The organism is Micromonospora sp. CA-246542 (assembly GCF_050942905.1).
Taxonomy (GTDB): Bacteria; Actinomycetota; Actinomycetes; order Mycobacteriales; family Micromonosporaceae; genus Micromonospora.
Genome location: NZ_CP192040.1, coordinates 6391740 through 6406663 on the forward strand (window position 1 = coordinate 6391740; position 14924 = coordinate 6406663).

The window sequence follows — 14924 nt, forward strand, 5'->3', positions numbered from 1 at the left end:
TCAGCCCTTCATGGCCACGGCCGGTGGCGCGGTCTCGTCGCCGGTGAGGCTCTTCTGCGCGGTCGCCGTGAAGTCGGTGCCGCTGCCGGTCAGCTTGGCCTGGAACATCGGCTGGAGCAGCGCGTGGTCGGCGGCGCGGATGGTCATCTTGCCCTTGACCCCGTCGAAGCTCCAGTCCTCGAGAGCCTTGACCATCTTGTCGACGTCGTCGCCACCCTCCTGCACGGCCCGCACCACCATCTGGGCGGCGGCGAAGCCGTCCGGGTGGAACAGGTCGATCGTGTTCACCTTGGCCTTGAGCGCCTTGCTGGCCTCGGTGTCGGACGCGCCGTCGAAGTAGTGCGACAGGAAGGAGATCTTCGCGCCGGCCGCCCCGAAGGTGGGCCACGAGGCGCGGATGTCCAGGCCGGTGACGACCGTGGTGGACGACAGCACGCCCTGCTGGTCGAGGGTCTGCCACATGGCCGGGGCGGTCGTGCCGGCCCAGGCGACGAAGAGCAGGTCCGGCTTGGCGGCCTTGATCTGGCTGGCGAACGGCGTGAACTCGGTGGCACTGGCCGGGGCCCGGACGCTGCTCACGGTGGCGCCCGCGCCGCCGATGACGGTCTTGACGGCCGCCTCGTTGGCGTCGCCGAACGCGCCGTCCTGGGCGAAGACCACGACCTTCTTGCCGGTCGGGTCGCCGATGAAGGACTTGGCCGTCACCACGTCCTGGTAGGACTGCCGGCCGGACCGGAACGTGTACTTGTTCGCCCCCGTCACCGCGTCGGTCGCGGCCGGGCCGGAGATGAAGAGAACCTTGTTCTGTGCCGCGATCGGCGCGACCTGCAACGCCACCCCGGACGCGGTCGAGCCGGCAATGATCTTCGTGCCCTTGCCGATCAGGTCCTTCGCGGCGGAGACCGCCTTGGCAGGGTCACCGGCGTCGTCGACCTCGGTCAACTCGATCTTCCGGTCACCGACCTTGCCGGTGCCCTTGGTGGCGAAGTCGAGCCCCGCCTTGAAACCCTCGATGTACTGCTTGCCGTAGCTGGCCAGGGCTCCCGACTGGGAGTACACCAGGCCGACCTTGACCGGGGCGGCACTGTCGCCGCCGCCGGTGGCGGTGTCCTGCGGGCTACCGCAGGCCGTGGCGGCCAGCGCCGCGGCCATCATCGTGGCGGCGGAGAGGAACGCCCGCCGCGTGTGCCGGACCGTCATCGCGACTCCAGGTGAGGACAGGATGCTTGGTTGTCGGCTCACGCTAGAAGTGACGTCACCCACGGGCTATGTGGCGGAAACACACAAGTAACGCCAGGGGGGTGGCCCGGGGTTACAACCGGCCGCACTACCACCCCCGACCCGGGTCTCCCGATGGTCCGCAGCGCCACGGACGGATCGACAGGTGTGTCGCCCCGAGCCATCCGCCGTCAGCCGCACGGCCCGGCGTGGTCCGCCGGGCGCGGGCACCGCCGCCGGCCGCCGAGCAGGTGGTCACAGAACACCCGATGTCGTACGCACTGAGCGTCCTCCTCCGACACCGTCGTCTCCGCCCGGTCCACGTCGGCGAGGAAACCCAGCGCCCGCGTGATCGCCCGCGCGAACCGCAACGCCCCCGGCAGGTCGGCGGCCACCACCGGCAGGTGCACCACGAAGCGCTCCCTCGTCATGCTCACCCTCGATCCGTCGATCCGTCGACCTGGAGGGCGGTCCGGTGCGCGGGTAGGGGACGCTCACCGGACCGCCCGGCCCCACGCCCGCAGCTCTCGACAGCGGCGGTACGAACGCGGAGCCCACCAATGGCCCGAACTCCGAGGGTTTGCCGAACCAACCGGAGCCGGACATCCAGCAACCTACACCAATTGCTTGTGTAGGTCGACGCTGCGACACGACGGCATCGCAACTTGTTGCAGTTATTGGTGTAGGCCGGCATGATCGAGGAGCCGAACCGACCGGAGTCCTCACCATGCCCACAGCAGAAGCGCCCTACCGGCGTATCGCCAACGAGATCGCCGCGAAAATCAAGAGCGGCGAGTTGAAGCCGGGTGACAAGCTGCCCTCCACTCGGGAACTCGCCGAGAGCTACGCCGTGCACATGAACACGGCGTCGCGGGCGCTCTCCCTGCTGCACGACCGCGAGCTGATCACCGGCCAGCCCGGGCGCGGCACCTACGTCGCCGAGCACCCCGGCCGCTGACGCTCCACCCTCCGCCCCGCCCACCCTCCGCACTCCTCCGCATCGCCCCTCCCGCCCCTCCGCACTTCTCCGCGTCGCCCCTCCCGCCCTCCGCACTCCTCCGCGTCGCCCCTCCCGCCCCGACCGCCATCGCCGAGGCCGGAGCCGCGGCTGGCGAGGTCGAGCGGGCGAAGATCCGCGCAACTTCCCTGTCGTTGCTGCTTTAGGGCCGGCGGGAGCAGCATCAACAGGGAAGTTGCTGCCCCCATGCCGCCTCCGCCCCATCAAGATCGTGCTCGATCGTGGAAGTAGTGGCCTCCGGGGCGCGGCGATGCCACTACTTCCTGGATCGAGCACGATCTTGCGGTCGATCCCCGTGCGGGGCGAGCGTCGGAATGGGTTGGCCCTCGGCCGCCGGCGATCCAGCGACTCTGCCCACGCCCCGCACCGATGTCGGAAACGCCGCTGGCCCGGCGTCCGAGGTGACGGACGACGGGCCAGCGTGTGGGCCGGGCGTGATCGGCCCGGTGGTCGACTCGGAGCGGGTCAGCTCCGGGCCGAGGACCAGCGGCGGGTCAGCGGGCGGACCGAGGACCAGCGGGCGGGTCAGCGGCCCGGGGCGGTGTCGGCGGGGTCAGAGGCCGGCGCGGGCGGCGACCGCCGTGTCCGGGTGGTCGCTGAAGACGCCGTCCAACCCGAGGCCGAAGAACAGTTCGTACTCGGCCGTGATGTCGCCGCGCGCGTTCGGGTCGGTGCCGATGCGGAAGTCGACGGGGAGGAACTGGTTCTCCGCGCGGAACGTCCAGGAGTGCACGAGCAGCCGCTCGCGGTGCGCGTCCCGGACCACGTTCGTCGGGGCGAGCAGGTTGCCGGCGGCGTCGCGGGGCACGATCAGGTTCTTGTTCGCGCCGATGCCGTCGGCGTACCCGGCGACCCACTTCAGGCCGGCGGCCGTGGCGAGGTCCTGGTAGGTGCGGGTGTCACCGGCGGCGGTGAAGTCGTACGGGCGGCCGGTCGCGTCGAGGAGCTGGATCAGCTTCACCTCGGTGAGTCGGCTCAGCCGGCGCAGGTTGGCCGTCTCGAACGACTGGATGAAGACCGGCGAGTTCTTCCGGTCCAGCTTGTTCTGCCGCAGCACCGCCAGCAGCGGCTCCTCCAGCGGCTTGCCGATGGACGTGAAGTAGCTCGGGTGCTTCGTCTCCGGGTAGATGCCGATGGTGCGGCCCCGTGCCCGCCCCTCGGTCCGGGCGAGGTCGATGACCTCCTGGAGGGTGGGCACCTCGAAGCGGCCGTCGAAGGCGGTGTTCGCGACGCGTACCTGCGGCAGCCGCTCCTTGGCCCGCAGCGTCTTCAGCTCGGCGAGGGTGAAGTCCTCGGTGAACCAGCCGGTCACGGCGACGCCGTCGATGGTCTTCGTCGCCTTGCGGGCCGCGAACTCCGGGTGGGCCGAGACGTCGGTGGTGCCGGAGATCTCGTTCTCGTGCCGGGCGACCAGCACGCCGTCGGAGGTGGACACCAGGTCCGGCTCGATGTAGTCGGCGCCCATCCGGATCGCCAGCCGGTACGCCTCAAGGGTGTGCTCCGGCCGGTAACCGCTGGCCCCGCGGTGACCGACGACGATCGGCCGGTCGGTGGGCCGGGCGCGGTCCGCATCGGACGAGGGGTCGGCGGCGGCCATGGTGGGCACGGCCACGGCGGCGGCGAGCAGCGCGCCGGCCACACCGAGGGTCGAGAGGGTACGTCGCAACGCCGTCTCCTGTCATCGGGGGTGTCGCAGACAGCAGACCCGGTGCGATTGGCCGGGAGTTGGTCGATGTCTGACCGGCAGGTGAATCTCCGGAATGGGCGTTCCGACTCCGGCGGTCGTACGGAAAAGGAAGATTGTCTGGTGCGTCGGTTACTCCGCAACCCCGTGCGGCTCGTGCCGCTGGGGTTCCTGGTGCCGATCCTGTTCGGCACCGGGCTGCTGATGACGCGCTGGTCGACCGTTCAGCACCAGCGACCGCCCCTGGTCACCGCGCTGTTCACCTCCACCTCGGCGGTGTCCGTCACCGGCATGGCGGTCACCGACACCCCGAACTACTGGTCCGGCGGCGGACTTTTGGTGATCACCCTGCTCACGCAGCTCGGCGGTCTCGGCATCCTCACCGTCGCGGCGCTTGTCATCCTCGTGGTCTCCCGCCAGCTCGGCCTGCGCAACCGGCTGCTGGTGCAGGCCGAGACGGCGGAGTTCGGCGTCGGAGACGTGACCCGGCTGCTGAGCCGGATCGCGGTGACCGTCTTCGCCTGCGAGGCGGTGATGACGGCGCTGGTCGCCGGCCGCCTCTGGGGGGCGTACGACTACCCGCCCGGCCGGGCCCTCTGGTCGGGGGTGTTCCACTCCGTCCAGGCGTTCAACAACGGTGGGTTCGCGCTCTACTCGGACGGCCTGCTGGCCTTCGACCGCGACCCGTGGGTGTCGCTGCCGTTGGCGTTCGGCGCCATCGTCGGCGGTCTCGGGTTCCCCGCGCTGTTCGAGGCGGTGCGCGAGTGGCGCAGGCCGGCGGGCTGGGCGGTCGCCACCAAGCTGACGATCTGGGGCAGCGTGGCGCTGCTGCTGCTCGGCTTCGTCGGCCTGCTCGCCGCCGAGTGGACCAACGCCAGCACGATCGGCCCGTACGACGCCGCCGGAAAAACGCTCGCGTCGTTCACGCAGATCGCGTTGAGCCGGACGGGCGGATTCAGTGTCCTGAACATCGGCGATCTCCAGGAGGAGAGCTATCCGCTGCTCATCGTCCTGATGTTCATCGGTGGCGGGAGCGCCAGCACGGCCGGCGGCATCAAGGTGTCCACGTTCTTCCTGCTGGCGTTCACCATCTGGGCGGAGCTGCGCGGGGAGCCCGACGTGACGGTCGGGCACCGCCGGGTGGCCACCGCCAGCCAGCGGCAGGCCGTCACCGTCGCTCTGCTGAGCGTCGCGCTGGTCACCGCCGGGACGATGCTCCTGTTGCTGCTCACCGAGGGAGTGCGGTTCGTCGCGGTGCTGTTCGAGGTCACGTCCGCGTTCAGCACCACCGGGCTGACCATCGGCCTGGCCGGCGAACTGCCGAGCAGTGGTCAGGTGGTGCTGACGGTGTTGATGTTCATCGGTCGGGTCGGGCCGCTCACCCTCGGGTCGGCGATCGCCCTGAACACCCGACGCAGGCTCTACCGCTATCCCCAGGAACAGCCGATTGTCGGCTAGCGACGAGGAGGTCGAGGTGTCGACGAGACGAGCGGACGGCGGTGGCGTCGTCGTGATCGGGCTGGGTCGGTTCGGCTGCCACCTGGCCGGGTCCCTGGCCCGGATGGAACGCGAGGTGCTGGCCGTCGACCGAAATCCGGACCAGGTGCAGCGCTTCTCGGCCCAGTTCGACCGGGTGGTGCAGGCGGACGCGGCCGAGGAGGGGGCGTTGCGGCAGCTCGGCGTGGCGAGCTTCGGCCGGGCCGTGGTGGCCATCGGGGCGTCGGTGGAGGCGAGCGTGCTCACCGTGCTGGCGCTTGTCGAGCTGGGCGTGCCGCAGATCTGGGCCCGCGCCACGTCGCAGAAGCACGCCAAGATCCTCTCGTCCGTGGGCGCGCACCACGTGATCTTCCCGGAGGCGGAGACCGGTGACCGGGTGGCGCACCTGATCGTCAGTCGGTTGCTCGACTTCATCGAGTTCGACGACGACTTCGCGATCGCCACCGTCCGGGTTCCGCCGTCCCTGGTCGGTCGGACACTGCACGACCTGCGTCCGCACGAGCGCGACGGGGTCCGGGTGATCGGCGCGAAGGTGCCGGGCGAGCGCTTCCGGTACGCCTCGGACGACACCGCGCTCGTGGACGGCGGAGTGCTGGTCGTGGAGGGCGGGATAGACCAGGTGCAGCGGTTCGCGGGGCGGCGCTGACAGCTCACTTCGGGTGGCGCGCGGGCCCCTCAGGCGCTGTCACCCTTTTCCCGGACCACCCGCCCCCTTGGCCTCGGACGGCTTCTTCGGCGCCTTCGGCTTCTCGGGCGCCTTCGGCTGGGCCGGTGCCTTGGGGGCGACCTTGGTGGTGGTCTTCGTCGTCTTCTTCGGTGCGGCCTTGGTCGGGGCGACCTTGACGGCCGGGGCGGTGGACGGGACCGACCCGGCCACCCCGGAAACGCGTACCCCGCAGGTCGCGTCGCCGAGCCGGAACTCCACCGGCAGCGGGTTCGCCCCGGTGTACGTACCGGCCAACGTCAGCTTCTCGGCCGCGCCGGGTGCCAGCGTCGTCCGCTGCGCCGCGGGGCGGATCTGCACCGCGCCGCCCTGCTGCTGCGCCGGGGCGGGCTCGGCCTTGGTCACCTTCTGCTGGCCGGGGAACGTGAAGCTCATCGTCCAGTCGCTCAGCGCCCGGTCGCCGGTGTTGGTCAGGGTCAACTCCGCCGTGAAGTCCTTGCCGGAGTCGGTGCGCAGCGCGTACGCCACCTCGCAGGGCGCCTTCTCCGGCAGACCCATCCGCGCCTCGGTGGTGGGCCGGTCCTGGCCGCTGGCCGGGCTGCGGGAGGTGAGCCCCCACATCGCCCCGGTGACCGCGATCAACCCGACGGCTGCCACCCCGGCCTCCACCCGCCGACGCCGGTTCGCCTGCCGGATGCGGCCACGCCGGGTCCGCGACAGCGGAAGAGCGTCCGTCTCCGCCGACCAGGGCAGGATCGTGGTGCCCGCGTTGGCCAGCTCGGCGGGGTCCAGCGGACCGCCGGCCGGTGAGACCGGTACCGCCGCCAGCATTCCGGCCGCCTCGGCGAGGGTCCGGGCCAACTCGGCGGTGGCCGGCCGGTCGGCGGGTCGCTTGGCGAGGCAGCGCCGGACCAGGTCGGTCACCTCGTCGGGCAGCCCCGGCACCGCGGGCATCGGCTCCGGGTCGCTGTACATGTGCGCCCGCAGCATCTGGGTGGTCGTGGTCGCCTCCCACGGCAACCGACCGGTGAGCATCCGGTAGAGCAGCAGCCCCACGGCGTACACGTCGGTGGCCGGGGAGACCTGGCCGTTGTCCAGCCGCTCCGGCGCAAGGTACGCGGGCGTGCCCAGCAACGCGCCGTCCGGCCCCTTCTCGCTCTCCCCCACCAACGCGGAGATGCCGAAGTCGACCACCTTCACCCCGGTCGAGGTGAGCATGACGTTGCCCGGGGTGACGTCGCGGTGCACGACCCCACGGCCGTGCGCGGTGGCCAGCGCCGAGCTGACCTCCGCGCCGATCGTCACCGCCTCACGCCAAGGCAGCCGCAGTTCGCGGCCGAGCCGGGTCGCCAGCGAACCGCCGTCGACCAGTTCCATCACGACGTACGGCACGGTCAGGCCGACCTGGTGGGACTCGCCGTAGTCGTACACGTTGGTGATGTTGGGATGGCAGAGCCGCGCGGCGGCCTGCGCCTCGACGCGGATGCGGTGCCGGAAGGCCCGGTCGGTGGCCAGCCGTGACGCCAGCACCTTCACCGCGACCTGGCGGCCCAGCACCTCGTCGTAACCGCGCCAGACCACCGACATGCCACCCGCGCCGAGCTGCTCGACGAGCCGATACCGCTCGTCGAGGAGTTGCGCGCCGTTACGGTCCCCACCGCCCATGGTGGCCGTTGTTGCCCAGCACCGACCGGTCTACACCTGAAGGATCGGAATCGGTCAGGAATTTCACCCGATCAGGCGGTCGCCAGCAGTTGGTCCACCGGCGCGTAGTCGTCGGTCAGCACCATCGCCGTGCCGACGAAGTCCGTGAGGTCCGCGCCCGAGAGCAGGCTGACGCTCGCGTCGACCACGTCGAGGCGGGCGCGGACGGCGGCCAGCGGCAGCGGCGCGTCCGAGGCGACGATGAGGAAGTTGCTGCCCCGCTGTTCGGCGAGCGCCTCCGGCGGGGCGATCAGCGCAACGTTCGTGAACTCGGCGGCGACCGTCGCCAGTTCGGCGCGGATGAAGCGCAGCGGCGGGTAGTCGATGACGTTCTGCACATACACCCCGCCGGGACGGGTCACCCGCCGGATCTCGGCGGCCATCTCCCGGGTCGCCAGGTGCCAGGGCACCACCAGGTGGCCGAACGCGTCGCCGACGACCAGGTCGCGGCTGTCCGCCGGCTCATCGGCGACCAGCATCCGGGCGTCGCCCACCACCGCCCGCAGCCCTTGGCCCGGTCGTACGCCGAGTTCCCGTTCGCCCAGCTCGACCAGCCCACCGTCGATCTCGAACACCACGTTGTCGGTGCCCGGCCGGGTGGCGGTCAGGTACGTCGGCACGGTGAAGCCGCCGCCGCCCAGGTGCAGGGCGTCCAACCGCTGCCCGGCCGGCGCGGCCACGTCGGCGACCGCGCCGATCCACTTCGTGTACGCGTACTCCAGGTGCCTCGGGTCGGCCAGGTCGACGTACGAGTGCTGGGCCGAGTTGAGCAGCAGCGTCCGGCCGCTGGGCCGGTTCGGGTCGGTGGTGACACGGGCGCAGTGGTACGCCGTCTCGATGTCGCACGGGTTCGGCGCGATGGTGCTCAGTCCCGCCCCGAGCAGGCCGAGGACGGCCAGCGCGGCCCGGGTACGGGCCGGACCGGGCAGGTCGGTACGCGTCTGACGGCGCAGGTACCAGCCGAGACCGATACCGACCAGGCCGAGGGAGATCGCCAGCGCCAGCAGGATGACCGTGCTGGGCAGCGCCGCGACCAGCACGAAGCCGGTGAGCAGGGTGGCGGTGATGCCGCCCAGGGTGCCGATGCCGGACAGCCGGCCGACCACCTGGCCGGTCCGGCGCAGGTCGGCGAGCTGGAGCTTCACCACCAGTGGGGTGACCGCCGCCAGCAGCGCCGCCGGCACGAACACGGCGAGTGCCACGAGCAGCAGGATGGCGCTGGCCGCCCCACCACGGAGTACCTCGCCGGCGTAGCGCACCACGGGCAGAGTGATCGCGGTGGCGATCCCGGCCAGCACCAGGGCGGGCGCCAGCAGCCCGCGCGGGTCGCGCCGGTCGGCCAGCCAGCCGCCGGACCACGCGCCGTACGCGATCGCGGCGAGCGCGATGCCGATGACCGAACTGGTCACCTGGAGGGTCACCCCGACGTACGGGCCGACCAGGCGCAGCGCGACCGTCTCCAGCACCAGCACGGCGCCGCTGGCGAAGAAGACCAGGAAGGCGGCCAGGCCGTTGGGCAGCGCCCCGCCGGTGACCGGCACGGGCGGAGCTTCGGGAGCCGCTACGTCGGACGATGGGGAACTCATCGTCGCGATGGTACGCAGCGAAGCTGCCGCTCCGGGTCAGTACATCGAGAGATGAACATGGTTCGTGTGCGACGCGGCGGGACTGCCGCTGCCACTGTAGGCACGCCACCCGGTGCCGGGATGCCAGATCTGCCGGTACCAGATCACGTAGAGCACGCCCAGACGCTCGGCGTTACGGACGTGCCAGGCGGCCAGGCTGTCCCCGTACGCCTTGTCACCGCCGGTCGCGTTCTTGTCCTCGAAGCCGTTCGTGGCGGCCGAGAAGTCGCAGGCCCGACCCTTCGGATGCTCGCCGCCGCCACCGCTGCGCTTGCAGGAGACGTGCCGCTTGTAGCCGGCCGCCTGGGTCTCCTTGAGGGCGTGCAGGGTGCGCGGGGTGATGCACCCCGAGGTCGTCGGGTCCTTCACCGAGCAGGACTCCGATGGCCACGAGCCGTCGGAGTTCCGTGGCGCCGGCTTCGCCGAGGACGAGCTGCCGCCGCTGAAGCCACTGCTGCCGCCCGAGCTGACCTCGGCCAGCGCCGCCTCGGCCTCCTTCTTCTTCTTGGCCATGACGGCGAGCTGCTTCTGCTGCTCACGGACCTCGGTGTCGATGGCGATCTTGGCCTGCTGGGCCTGCTGCCGGGCCTCGGTGAGGTCCCGCAACCGCTTGCTGTCCCGCTGGGCCATCAGGTCCAGGTCGGCCGCCCGTTGCAGGAACGCCTGCGGAGTCGCCGTGTTGAGCAGCATCGCCGTCGGGGTGAGCCGACCCGCCCGGTACGACTGCGCGGCCACCTCGCCGACCTGGGCGGTCAACCCGACCAGGCGAACCTCGACGGCCTTCAGCTCGCCGTTCAACGCCGTCTGCCGCCGCTTGGAGTTGTCCAGCTTGGCCTTGGCCTCGATGTGGCCCTTGGCGGTCAGTTCCAGCGCGTCCCGCAACTTCTTGGTGCCGCCCTCGTCCGGCTCCGCCGACGCGGGCACGCCTGGAGCGAGCACCAGCGCCAGGGCGGCGAGCAGAGGAAGCAGTACGCGGCGAACGCGCGGCTGACTGAGCCTGGTCGTGGGCACGAAAGCGTCCTTCCGTCGACCGCCGGCCCCCGGTGAAACTCTGCGCGGCGGCGTCTTCGCCGGCGCCGGGCGGCGGCCTGCTGGCGGAGACCGCCGGTCACGATACCGGAACGCGCGCCGGTGACCAGTCCCGCGACGGCCCACCGGCCCCGGTGTCGACGCAGCGTGCCGGCGTCGTCGCGCGCCGCACCGGAGGGCTCCGGTTCAGGCGCTGAGCAGCGCCTCGTGGACCTGGGCCCAGACCTGTTCGTTGGCCGCGACGAGCAGCCCGCGACCGTCGTCGGCCGGGTGGTAGTCCTCGCCGTCGAACCGGCGGGACACGCCACCCGCCGCGCGGACCAACAGGCTGCCCGGGGCATGGTCCCAGGGCAGGGTGCGCCAGAAGAGGGCGAACTGCTGCTCGCCGGTGAGGATGTCCAGGTACTCCCGGCCGGCGCAGTGCTGGCCGGGCAGCAGCTCGCCGAGCCGGCGGCCACCGGCCCGGACCCGGTCGCGGGCCTCCGGCGGCAGGAAGTGGGTCATCGCCACGCCACGAATGTCGCCAAGGGACGACACGGCGTCGGCGGTGCCGACCGGCTGACCGTTGAGCAGGGTGCCCTCGTCGGCAAGGCCGGCGGCAAGCGTCCCCGCCAGCGGGTCGAGGATCCAGCCCGCCTTCGGCCGCCCGTCGGTCAACAGGGCGACCATCAGGGCGAACGGTCGGCGGCCGGCGGCGAAGTTGGCGGTGCCGTCGACCGGGTCGACCAGCCACACGTCCCCGGCGTCGCGCAGGTGGCCCAGCAGCGCCGGGTCGTCGGCGACGCCCTCCTCGCCCACCACCACCGAGCCCGGCCGCAGCCGACGCAGCCCGGCGGAGATCAGCTCCTCGGCACGACGGTCGGCGACGGTGACCACCTCGCCGGGCGCCTTCTCCGACACGTCGTCGTCGTCGAGCTTGCGGAACAGCGGCAGCACGACCTGGTCGGCGGCCTCCGAAAGGAGGTCGCCGACGTCGTCGAGCAGGGTGTCAGCCACGCGGCGGCAACTTGACCACGCTGACGAAGAACTCGTCGATCTGCCGGACCACCGAGATGAAGCGCTCGAAGTCGACCGGCTTGGTCACGTAGGCGTTGGCGTGCAGCTGGTAGCTGCGCAGGATGTCCTCGTCGGCCTGGGAGGTGGTGAGGACGACCACCGGGATCCGCCGTAGCTCCTCGTCCTTCTTGATCTCTTCCAGCACCTCCCGCCCGTCCCGGCGCGGCAGATTGAGGTCGAGCAGGATCAGGTCGGGCGCCACGGCGTCCGCGTACTGACCCTCCCGCCGGAGGTAGGCCAACGCCTCGGCGCCGTCGGAGACGACGGTCAGCCGGTTGCGCAGCTTGTGCTCCTCGAACGCCTCCTGGGTCATCAACACGTCACCCGGGTCGTCCTCGACGAGCAGGACCTCGATCGGGCTCTTGCCGTCCGCCGGCGCGGTCATCCCACCGTCTCCCTCATGTCACCCGTTCTACCGCCTTCCGGCGGCCCGTCGGCCCGGTCCGGCTGGTCCGCCCCGGCGGAGTGCTCCGACAGCGCGGGAGAAGCGTCCTCCGCGGGCGGCGCGTCGCCCGCCGAGCCCTCCTGCGGCTCCTCGACCGGTTCGCCGGCGGCTGCCGCCTCCACGTCCTCGGGACGCGCCGGGAGCGTGAACCGGATGGCGGTGCCCTCCGGCACGTCGGTGTCCACCCACACCCGGCCGCCGTGATATTCCACGATCTTCTTGACGATCGCCAACCCGATGCCGGTACCCGGGTACGCGTCCTTCGAGTGCAGCCGCTGGAAGATCACGAAGATCTTGTCGGCGAACTCCGGCTCGATACCGATGCCGTTGTCCTGGCAGCTGATCTCCCACTCGGCGTCGACCAGCCGAGCCGAGATGTGCACCTTCGGTGGCAGGTCCGGACGACGGAACTTGATCGAGTTGCTGACCAGGTTGGCCAGCAGGTTCGTGAGCAGCGGCTCCTCGCCACGGATCACCGGCAGGTCGGTCCAGGTCAGCTCCGCGTCCGCGTACTGCCGGGCGGCCTCGGTCTGGCCGGCCACGTCGCCCATCACCTTGTTCAGGTCGACGTCCACGAAGCCGGTGGTGAGCCGGCCGATCCGGGAGAACGCGAGCAGGTCGTTGATCAGACGCTGCATCCGCTGCGCGCCGTCCACCGCGAAGGCGATGTACTGGTCGGCCCGCTCGTCGAGCTGCCCGGCGTAGCGACGCTGGAGCAACTGGCAGAAGCTGGCCACCTTGCGCAGCGGCTCCTGCAGGTCGTGGGACGCCACGTACGCGAACTGCTCCAGGTCACGGTTGGACCGGGTCAGCTCCTCGGCCTGCTTCTGGAGCTGACTGTTGACCCACTCGATGCGTTCGCGGGCCTCCCGCACCTCGGCCAGGTCGGAGGCGATCTTCTGGCGCATCGCGTCCACGTCGTCGCCGAGCTGGATGAACTCCGGTGGGCCGACGGTGGCGACGCGGTGCTGGTAGTCGCCCGCGGCGACCTCGCGGACCTGGTCGGCGAGGCCGGTCAGGGGCCGGACCACCATGCGGTCCAGCGAGAGCAGCAGCACCGCGCCGGCCACGACGACCACCAGGGCCGCAATGATCAGCAGGACGACGAGCACGTTGCTGCTGTTGCGGACGTCCGCGGCGGACTGCTCCCGGGCGTCCAGGATCTCCTTCTGCAGGTCGTCGACGGCCGATCTGACCTGGTCGAACCGCTGCCGGGCCTGCTCGGTGACGAGCGCCTGGCCGGCCCGGGTGCCCTCGCGCTCCGTCGTCGTGATCACCGGCTCGGCGACGGTCTCCCGCCACTGCGCCGAGCGCTCCTCGACGGTGCGCAGTTCCTGACCGATCTGCGGATAGTCGTGCAGCAGGGCCCGCATCCCGGCGACGGTGGCCTTCTCCTGTTCGAGGCCCGCGTCGTACGGACCCAGGTCGGCCGGGTCACCGCTGACCGCGTACCCGCGCACCGCCGTCTCCTGGTCGAGCACCGCGTTGAGTAGTTCCTGCGACTGCACCCGCAGCGGCCCGGTCTGGTTCAGGATCGCGTCGATCTGGGTGCGGTTGCGGGCGGCCATGGCCGCCTCCGCGACGGCCAGGCCGATCAACAGCACACCCACGACGGTGAGCAGCGTGATGACCCGGCGGCGCAGACTCCAGCCGCCGACCATCGGCGTCACCGGCCACCACCGCGGCTGACCAGCAGCATCGCCACGTCGTCGGCGAGCGGACCACCGTTGATCTGCTCGGCCCGGCCGACCAGCCAGGCGGGCAGCTCGGGCAGCGACACCTCCCGGTTGGCGGGCTCGTCGAGCAGCCCGCTCAGGCCCGGCACGTCGAGTCGTTCGTTGCCCGTGCCCACCCGTCCCTCGATCAGGCCGTCGGTGTACATCAGCAGGGACCAGTCATCGGTGTCGAACTCCAGGTCGAAGGCGATCGGCCGGCGGGGACGTACGCCCAGCAGCAGGCCGCCGGGGGCGGGCACCGGGACGACCCGGCCGCCGGAGAGCAGCAGCGGCGGCGGATGCCCGGCGAGTCGGACGGTGGCCCGGTTGGCGTCCAGGTCGAGTCGGGTGGTGGCCACCGTCGCGAAGATCTCCTGAAGGCGGCGCTCACTCATCAGCACCTGTTCCAGGGCGGGCAGCACCTCGTCGTCCGGCACCCCGGCGAGCACGAGGGCCCGCCAGGCCACCCGCAGTTCCACACCGAGCGCGGCCTCGTCCACCCCGTGCCCGCAGACGTCCCCGACGATCAGGTCGAGCCGGTCCGGACGGGTCTGCACCACGTCGAAGAAGTCTCCGCCGATCAGCGCGGCGTGCCGGCCCGGCCGGTAGAAGGTGTGTACCGCCACCTGGTCGGTCGTCATCAGCGGCTGCGGCAGCAGGCCGCGTTCGAGGCGGGCCGACTCGGCCTGGCGCAGCTCGACCTCGCGCAGCCGGCGGGCGTTCTCGTCGGCGCGCTTACGCTCGACCGCGTAGCGCAGCGCCCGGGTCAGCAGCACCCCGTCCACCTGGCCCTTGACCAGGTAGTCCTGTGCGCCCTCGGCGACCGCCACGACGCCCAGGTGCTCGTCCGAGCGGCCGGTCAGGACGCAGACCGCCGCGCCGCTGGACATCTCCAGCACCTGGCGCAGCCCGTCCAGCCCCTGGGCGTCCGGCAGGCCCAGGTCGAGCAGGACGCAGTCCACGTCGCCGATCCGCTGCCGTGCCTCCCGCAGGCTGGTGGCGACCAGCAGGTCGATCATCGAGTTCGTCTCGGCGAGCAGCTCACCGACCAGGAAGGCGTCGCCCTCGTCGTCCTCCACCAGCAGCACCCGCAGCCGCTCGCCGGGCGGCAGGTTGCCGTGCCGCGCCAGCCCGCCGTGCGGGTACGGCACGACAGGGGAGCCGGCCAGGCCGCCTCCCCGGTGGGGCCGGGTCACCGCCGCGAGACGCGGGAGTTCGCTGGTGATGTCGGGCTCCTTCCGAGTGCCCTGCTGATCCTGTATTAGACAA

Annotated in this window: 13 protein-coding genes; 3 read left to right on the forward strand and 10 right to left on the reverse strand. The window is 71.5% G+C overall.

Annotated elements, in window-relative coordinates:
* Both ACQP0N_RS29715 and ACQP0N_RS29720 read right to left on the reverse strand, forming a co-directional pair.
* Positions 1-1200, reverse strand: a complete 1200-nt coding sequence (locus ACQP0N_RS29715) for a substrate-binding domain-containing protein (protein ID WP_421473300.1) — start codon at positions 1198-1200, stop codon at positions 1-3.
* 209 nt (positions 1201-1409) lie between these two features.
* The gene (locus ACQP0N_RS29720; protein ID WP_433121878.1) at positions 1410-1649 is read right to left on the reverse strand and encodes a hypothetical protein; all 240 of its coding nucleotides are present in this window, start codon (positions 1647-1649) and stop codon (positions 1410-1412) included.
* 296 nt (positions 1650-1945) lie between these two features.
* Between ACQP0N_RS29720 and ACQP0N_RS29725 the strand changes: the two genes are divergently transcribed.
* Positions 1946-2176, forward strand: coding sequence for a GntR family transcriptional regulator (locus ACQP0N_RS29725; protein WP_139586398.1), 231 nt, complete (start codon positions 1946-1948; stop codon positions 2174-2176).
* Positions 2177-2789: 613 nt separating this feature from the next.
* Here ACQP0N_RS29725 and ACQP0N_RS29730 read toward each other — a convergent pair.
* A complete protein-coding gene (locus ACQP0N_RS29730; RefSeq protein ID WP_433115685.1) occupies positions 2790-3902 on the reverse strand; it encodes a glycerophosphodiester phosphodiesterase in 1113 nt (370 codons plus the stop codon).
* A gap of 141 nt (positions 3903-4043) precedes the next feature.
* Between ACQP0N_RS29730 and ACQP0N_RS29735 the strand changes: the two genes are divergently transcribed.
* Positions 4044-5378 carry a TrkH family potassium uptake protein gene (locus ACQP0N_RS29735; protein ID WP_433115687.1) on the forward strand — a complete coding sequence of 445 codons (1335 nt, stop codon included), beginning with the start codon at positions 4044-4046 and terminating at the stop codon, positions 5376-5378.
* 16 nt (positions 5379-5394) lie between these two features.
* Positions 5395-6063, forward strand: a complete 669-nt coding sequence (locus tag ACQP0N_RS29740) for a potassium channel family protein (protein WP_433115688.1) — start codon at positions 5395-5397, stop codon at positions 6061-6063.
* 39 nt (positions 6064-6102) lie between these two features.
* Here the strand turns inward: ACQP0N_RS29740 and ACQP0N_RS29745 are convergent, their stop codons facing one another.
* From ACQP0N_RS29745 to ACQP0N_RS29775, 7 genes are all read right to left on the reverse strand, one after another.
* Positions 6103-7746 (reverse strand): protein kinase domain-containing protein, encoded by a 1644-nt coding sequence (locus ACQP0N_RS29745; RefSeq protein ID WP_433115690.1) that lies wholly within the window; start codon positions 7744-7746, stop codon positions 6103-6105.
* Positions 7747-7817: 71 nt separating this feature from the next.
* Complete coding sequence (locus tag ACQP0N_RS29750; protein ID WP_433115692.1) at positions 7818-9371, reverse strand: fused MFS/spermidine synthase; 1554 nt, start codon at positions 9369-9371, stop codon at positions 7818-7820.
* Between the two features lie 36 nt (positions 9372-9407).
* Entirely contained in the window at positions 9408-10379 is a 972-nt protein-coding gene (locus ACQP0N_RS29755; protein WP_396800288.1) for a coiled-coil domain-containing protein, read from the reverse strand.
* 246 nt (positions 10380-10625) lie between these two features.
* The gene (locus tag ACQP0N_RS29760) at positions 10626-11435 is read right to left on the reverse strand and encodes an inositol monophosphatase family protein (protein WP_433115694.1); all 810 of its coding nucleotides are present in this window, start codon (positions 11433-11435) and stop codon (positions 10626-10628) included.
* Positions 11428-11880: a response regulator gene (locus tag ACQP0N_RS29765; protein WP_088950306.1), complete on the reverse strand. Its 453-nt coding sequence runs from the start codon at positions 11878-11880 to the stop codon at positions 11428-11430. The genes ACQP0N_RS29760 and ACQP0N_RS29765 overlap by 8 nt, the downstream gene beginning before the upstream one ends.
* Positions 11877-13601 carry a sensor histidine kinase gene (locus tag ACQP0N_RS29770; RefSeq protein ID WP_433121879.1) on the reverse strand — a complete coding sequence of 575 codons (1725 nt, stop codon included), beginning with the start codon at positions 13599-13601 and terminating at the stop codon, positions 11877-11879. The genes ACQP0N_RS29765 and ACQP0N_RS29770 overlap by 4 nt, the downstream gene beginning before the upstream one ends.
* 5 nt (positions 13602-13606) lie before the next feature.
* Complete coding sequence (locus ACQP0N_RS29775) at positions 13607-14851, reverse strand: PP2C family protein-serine/threonine phosphatase (RefSeq protein WP_357172283.1); 1245 nt, start codon at positions 14849-14851, stop codon at positions 13607-13609.
* Positions 14852-14924: the final 73 nt, after the last annotated feature.

Excerpts from the sequence above, each read along its gene's own strand:
- ACQP0N_RS29715 (WP_421473300.1), bottom strand. The coding sequence starts at position 1,200 with ATGACGGTCCGGCACACGCGGCGGGCGTTCCTCTCCGCCGCCACGATG.
- ACQP0N_RS29720 (WP_433121878.1), bottom strand. The coding sequence starts at position 1,649 with ATGACGAGGGAGCGCTTCGTGGTGCACCTGCCGGTGGTGGCCGCCGAC.
- ACQP0N_RS29725 (WP_139586398.1), top strand. The coding sequence starts at position 1,946 with ATGCCCACAGCAGAAGCGCCCTACCGGCGTATCGCCAACGAGATCGCC.
- ACQP0N_RS29745 (WP_433115690.1), bottom strand. The coding sequence starts at position 7,746 with ATGGGCGGTGGGGACCGTAACGGCGCGCAACTCCTCGACGAGCGGTAT.
- ACQP0N_RS29750 (WP_433115692.1), bottom strand. The coding sequence starts at position 9,371 with ATGAGTTCCCCATCGTCCGACGTAGCGGCTCCCGAAGCTCCGCCCGTG.
- ACQP0N_RS29765 (WP_088950306.1), bottom strand. The coding sequence starts at position 11,880 with ATGACCGCGCCGGCGGACGGCAAGAGCCCGATCGAGGTCCTGCTCGTC.
- ACQP0N_RS29770 (WP_433121879.1), bottom strand. The coding sequence starts at position 13,601 with ATGGTCGGCGGCTGGAGTCTGCGCCGCCGGGTCATCACGCTGCTCACC.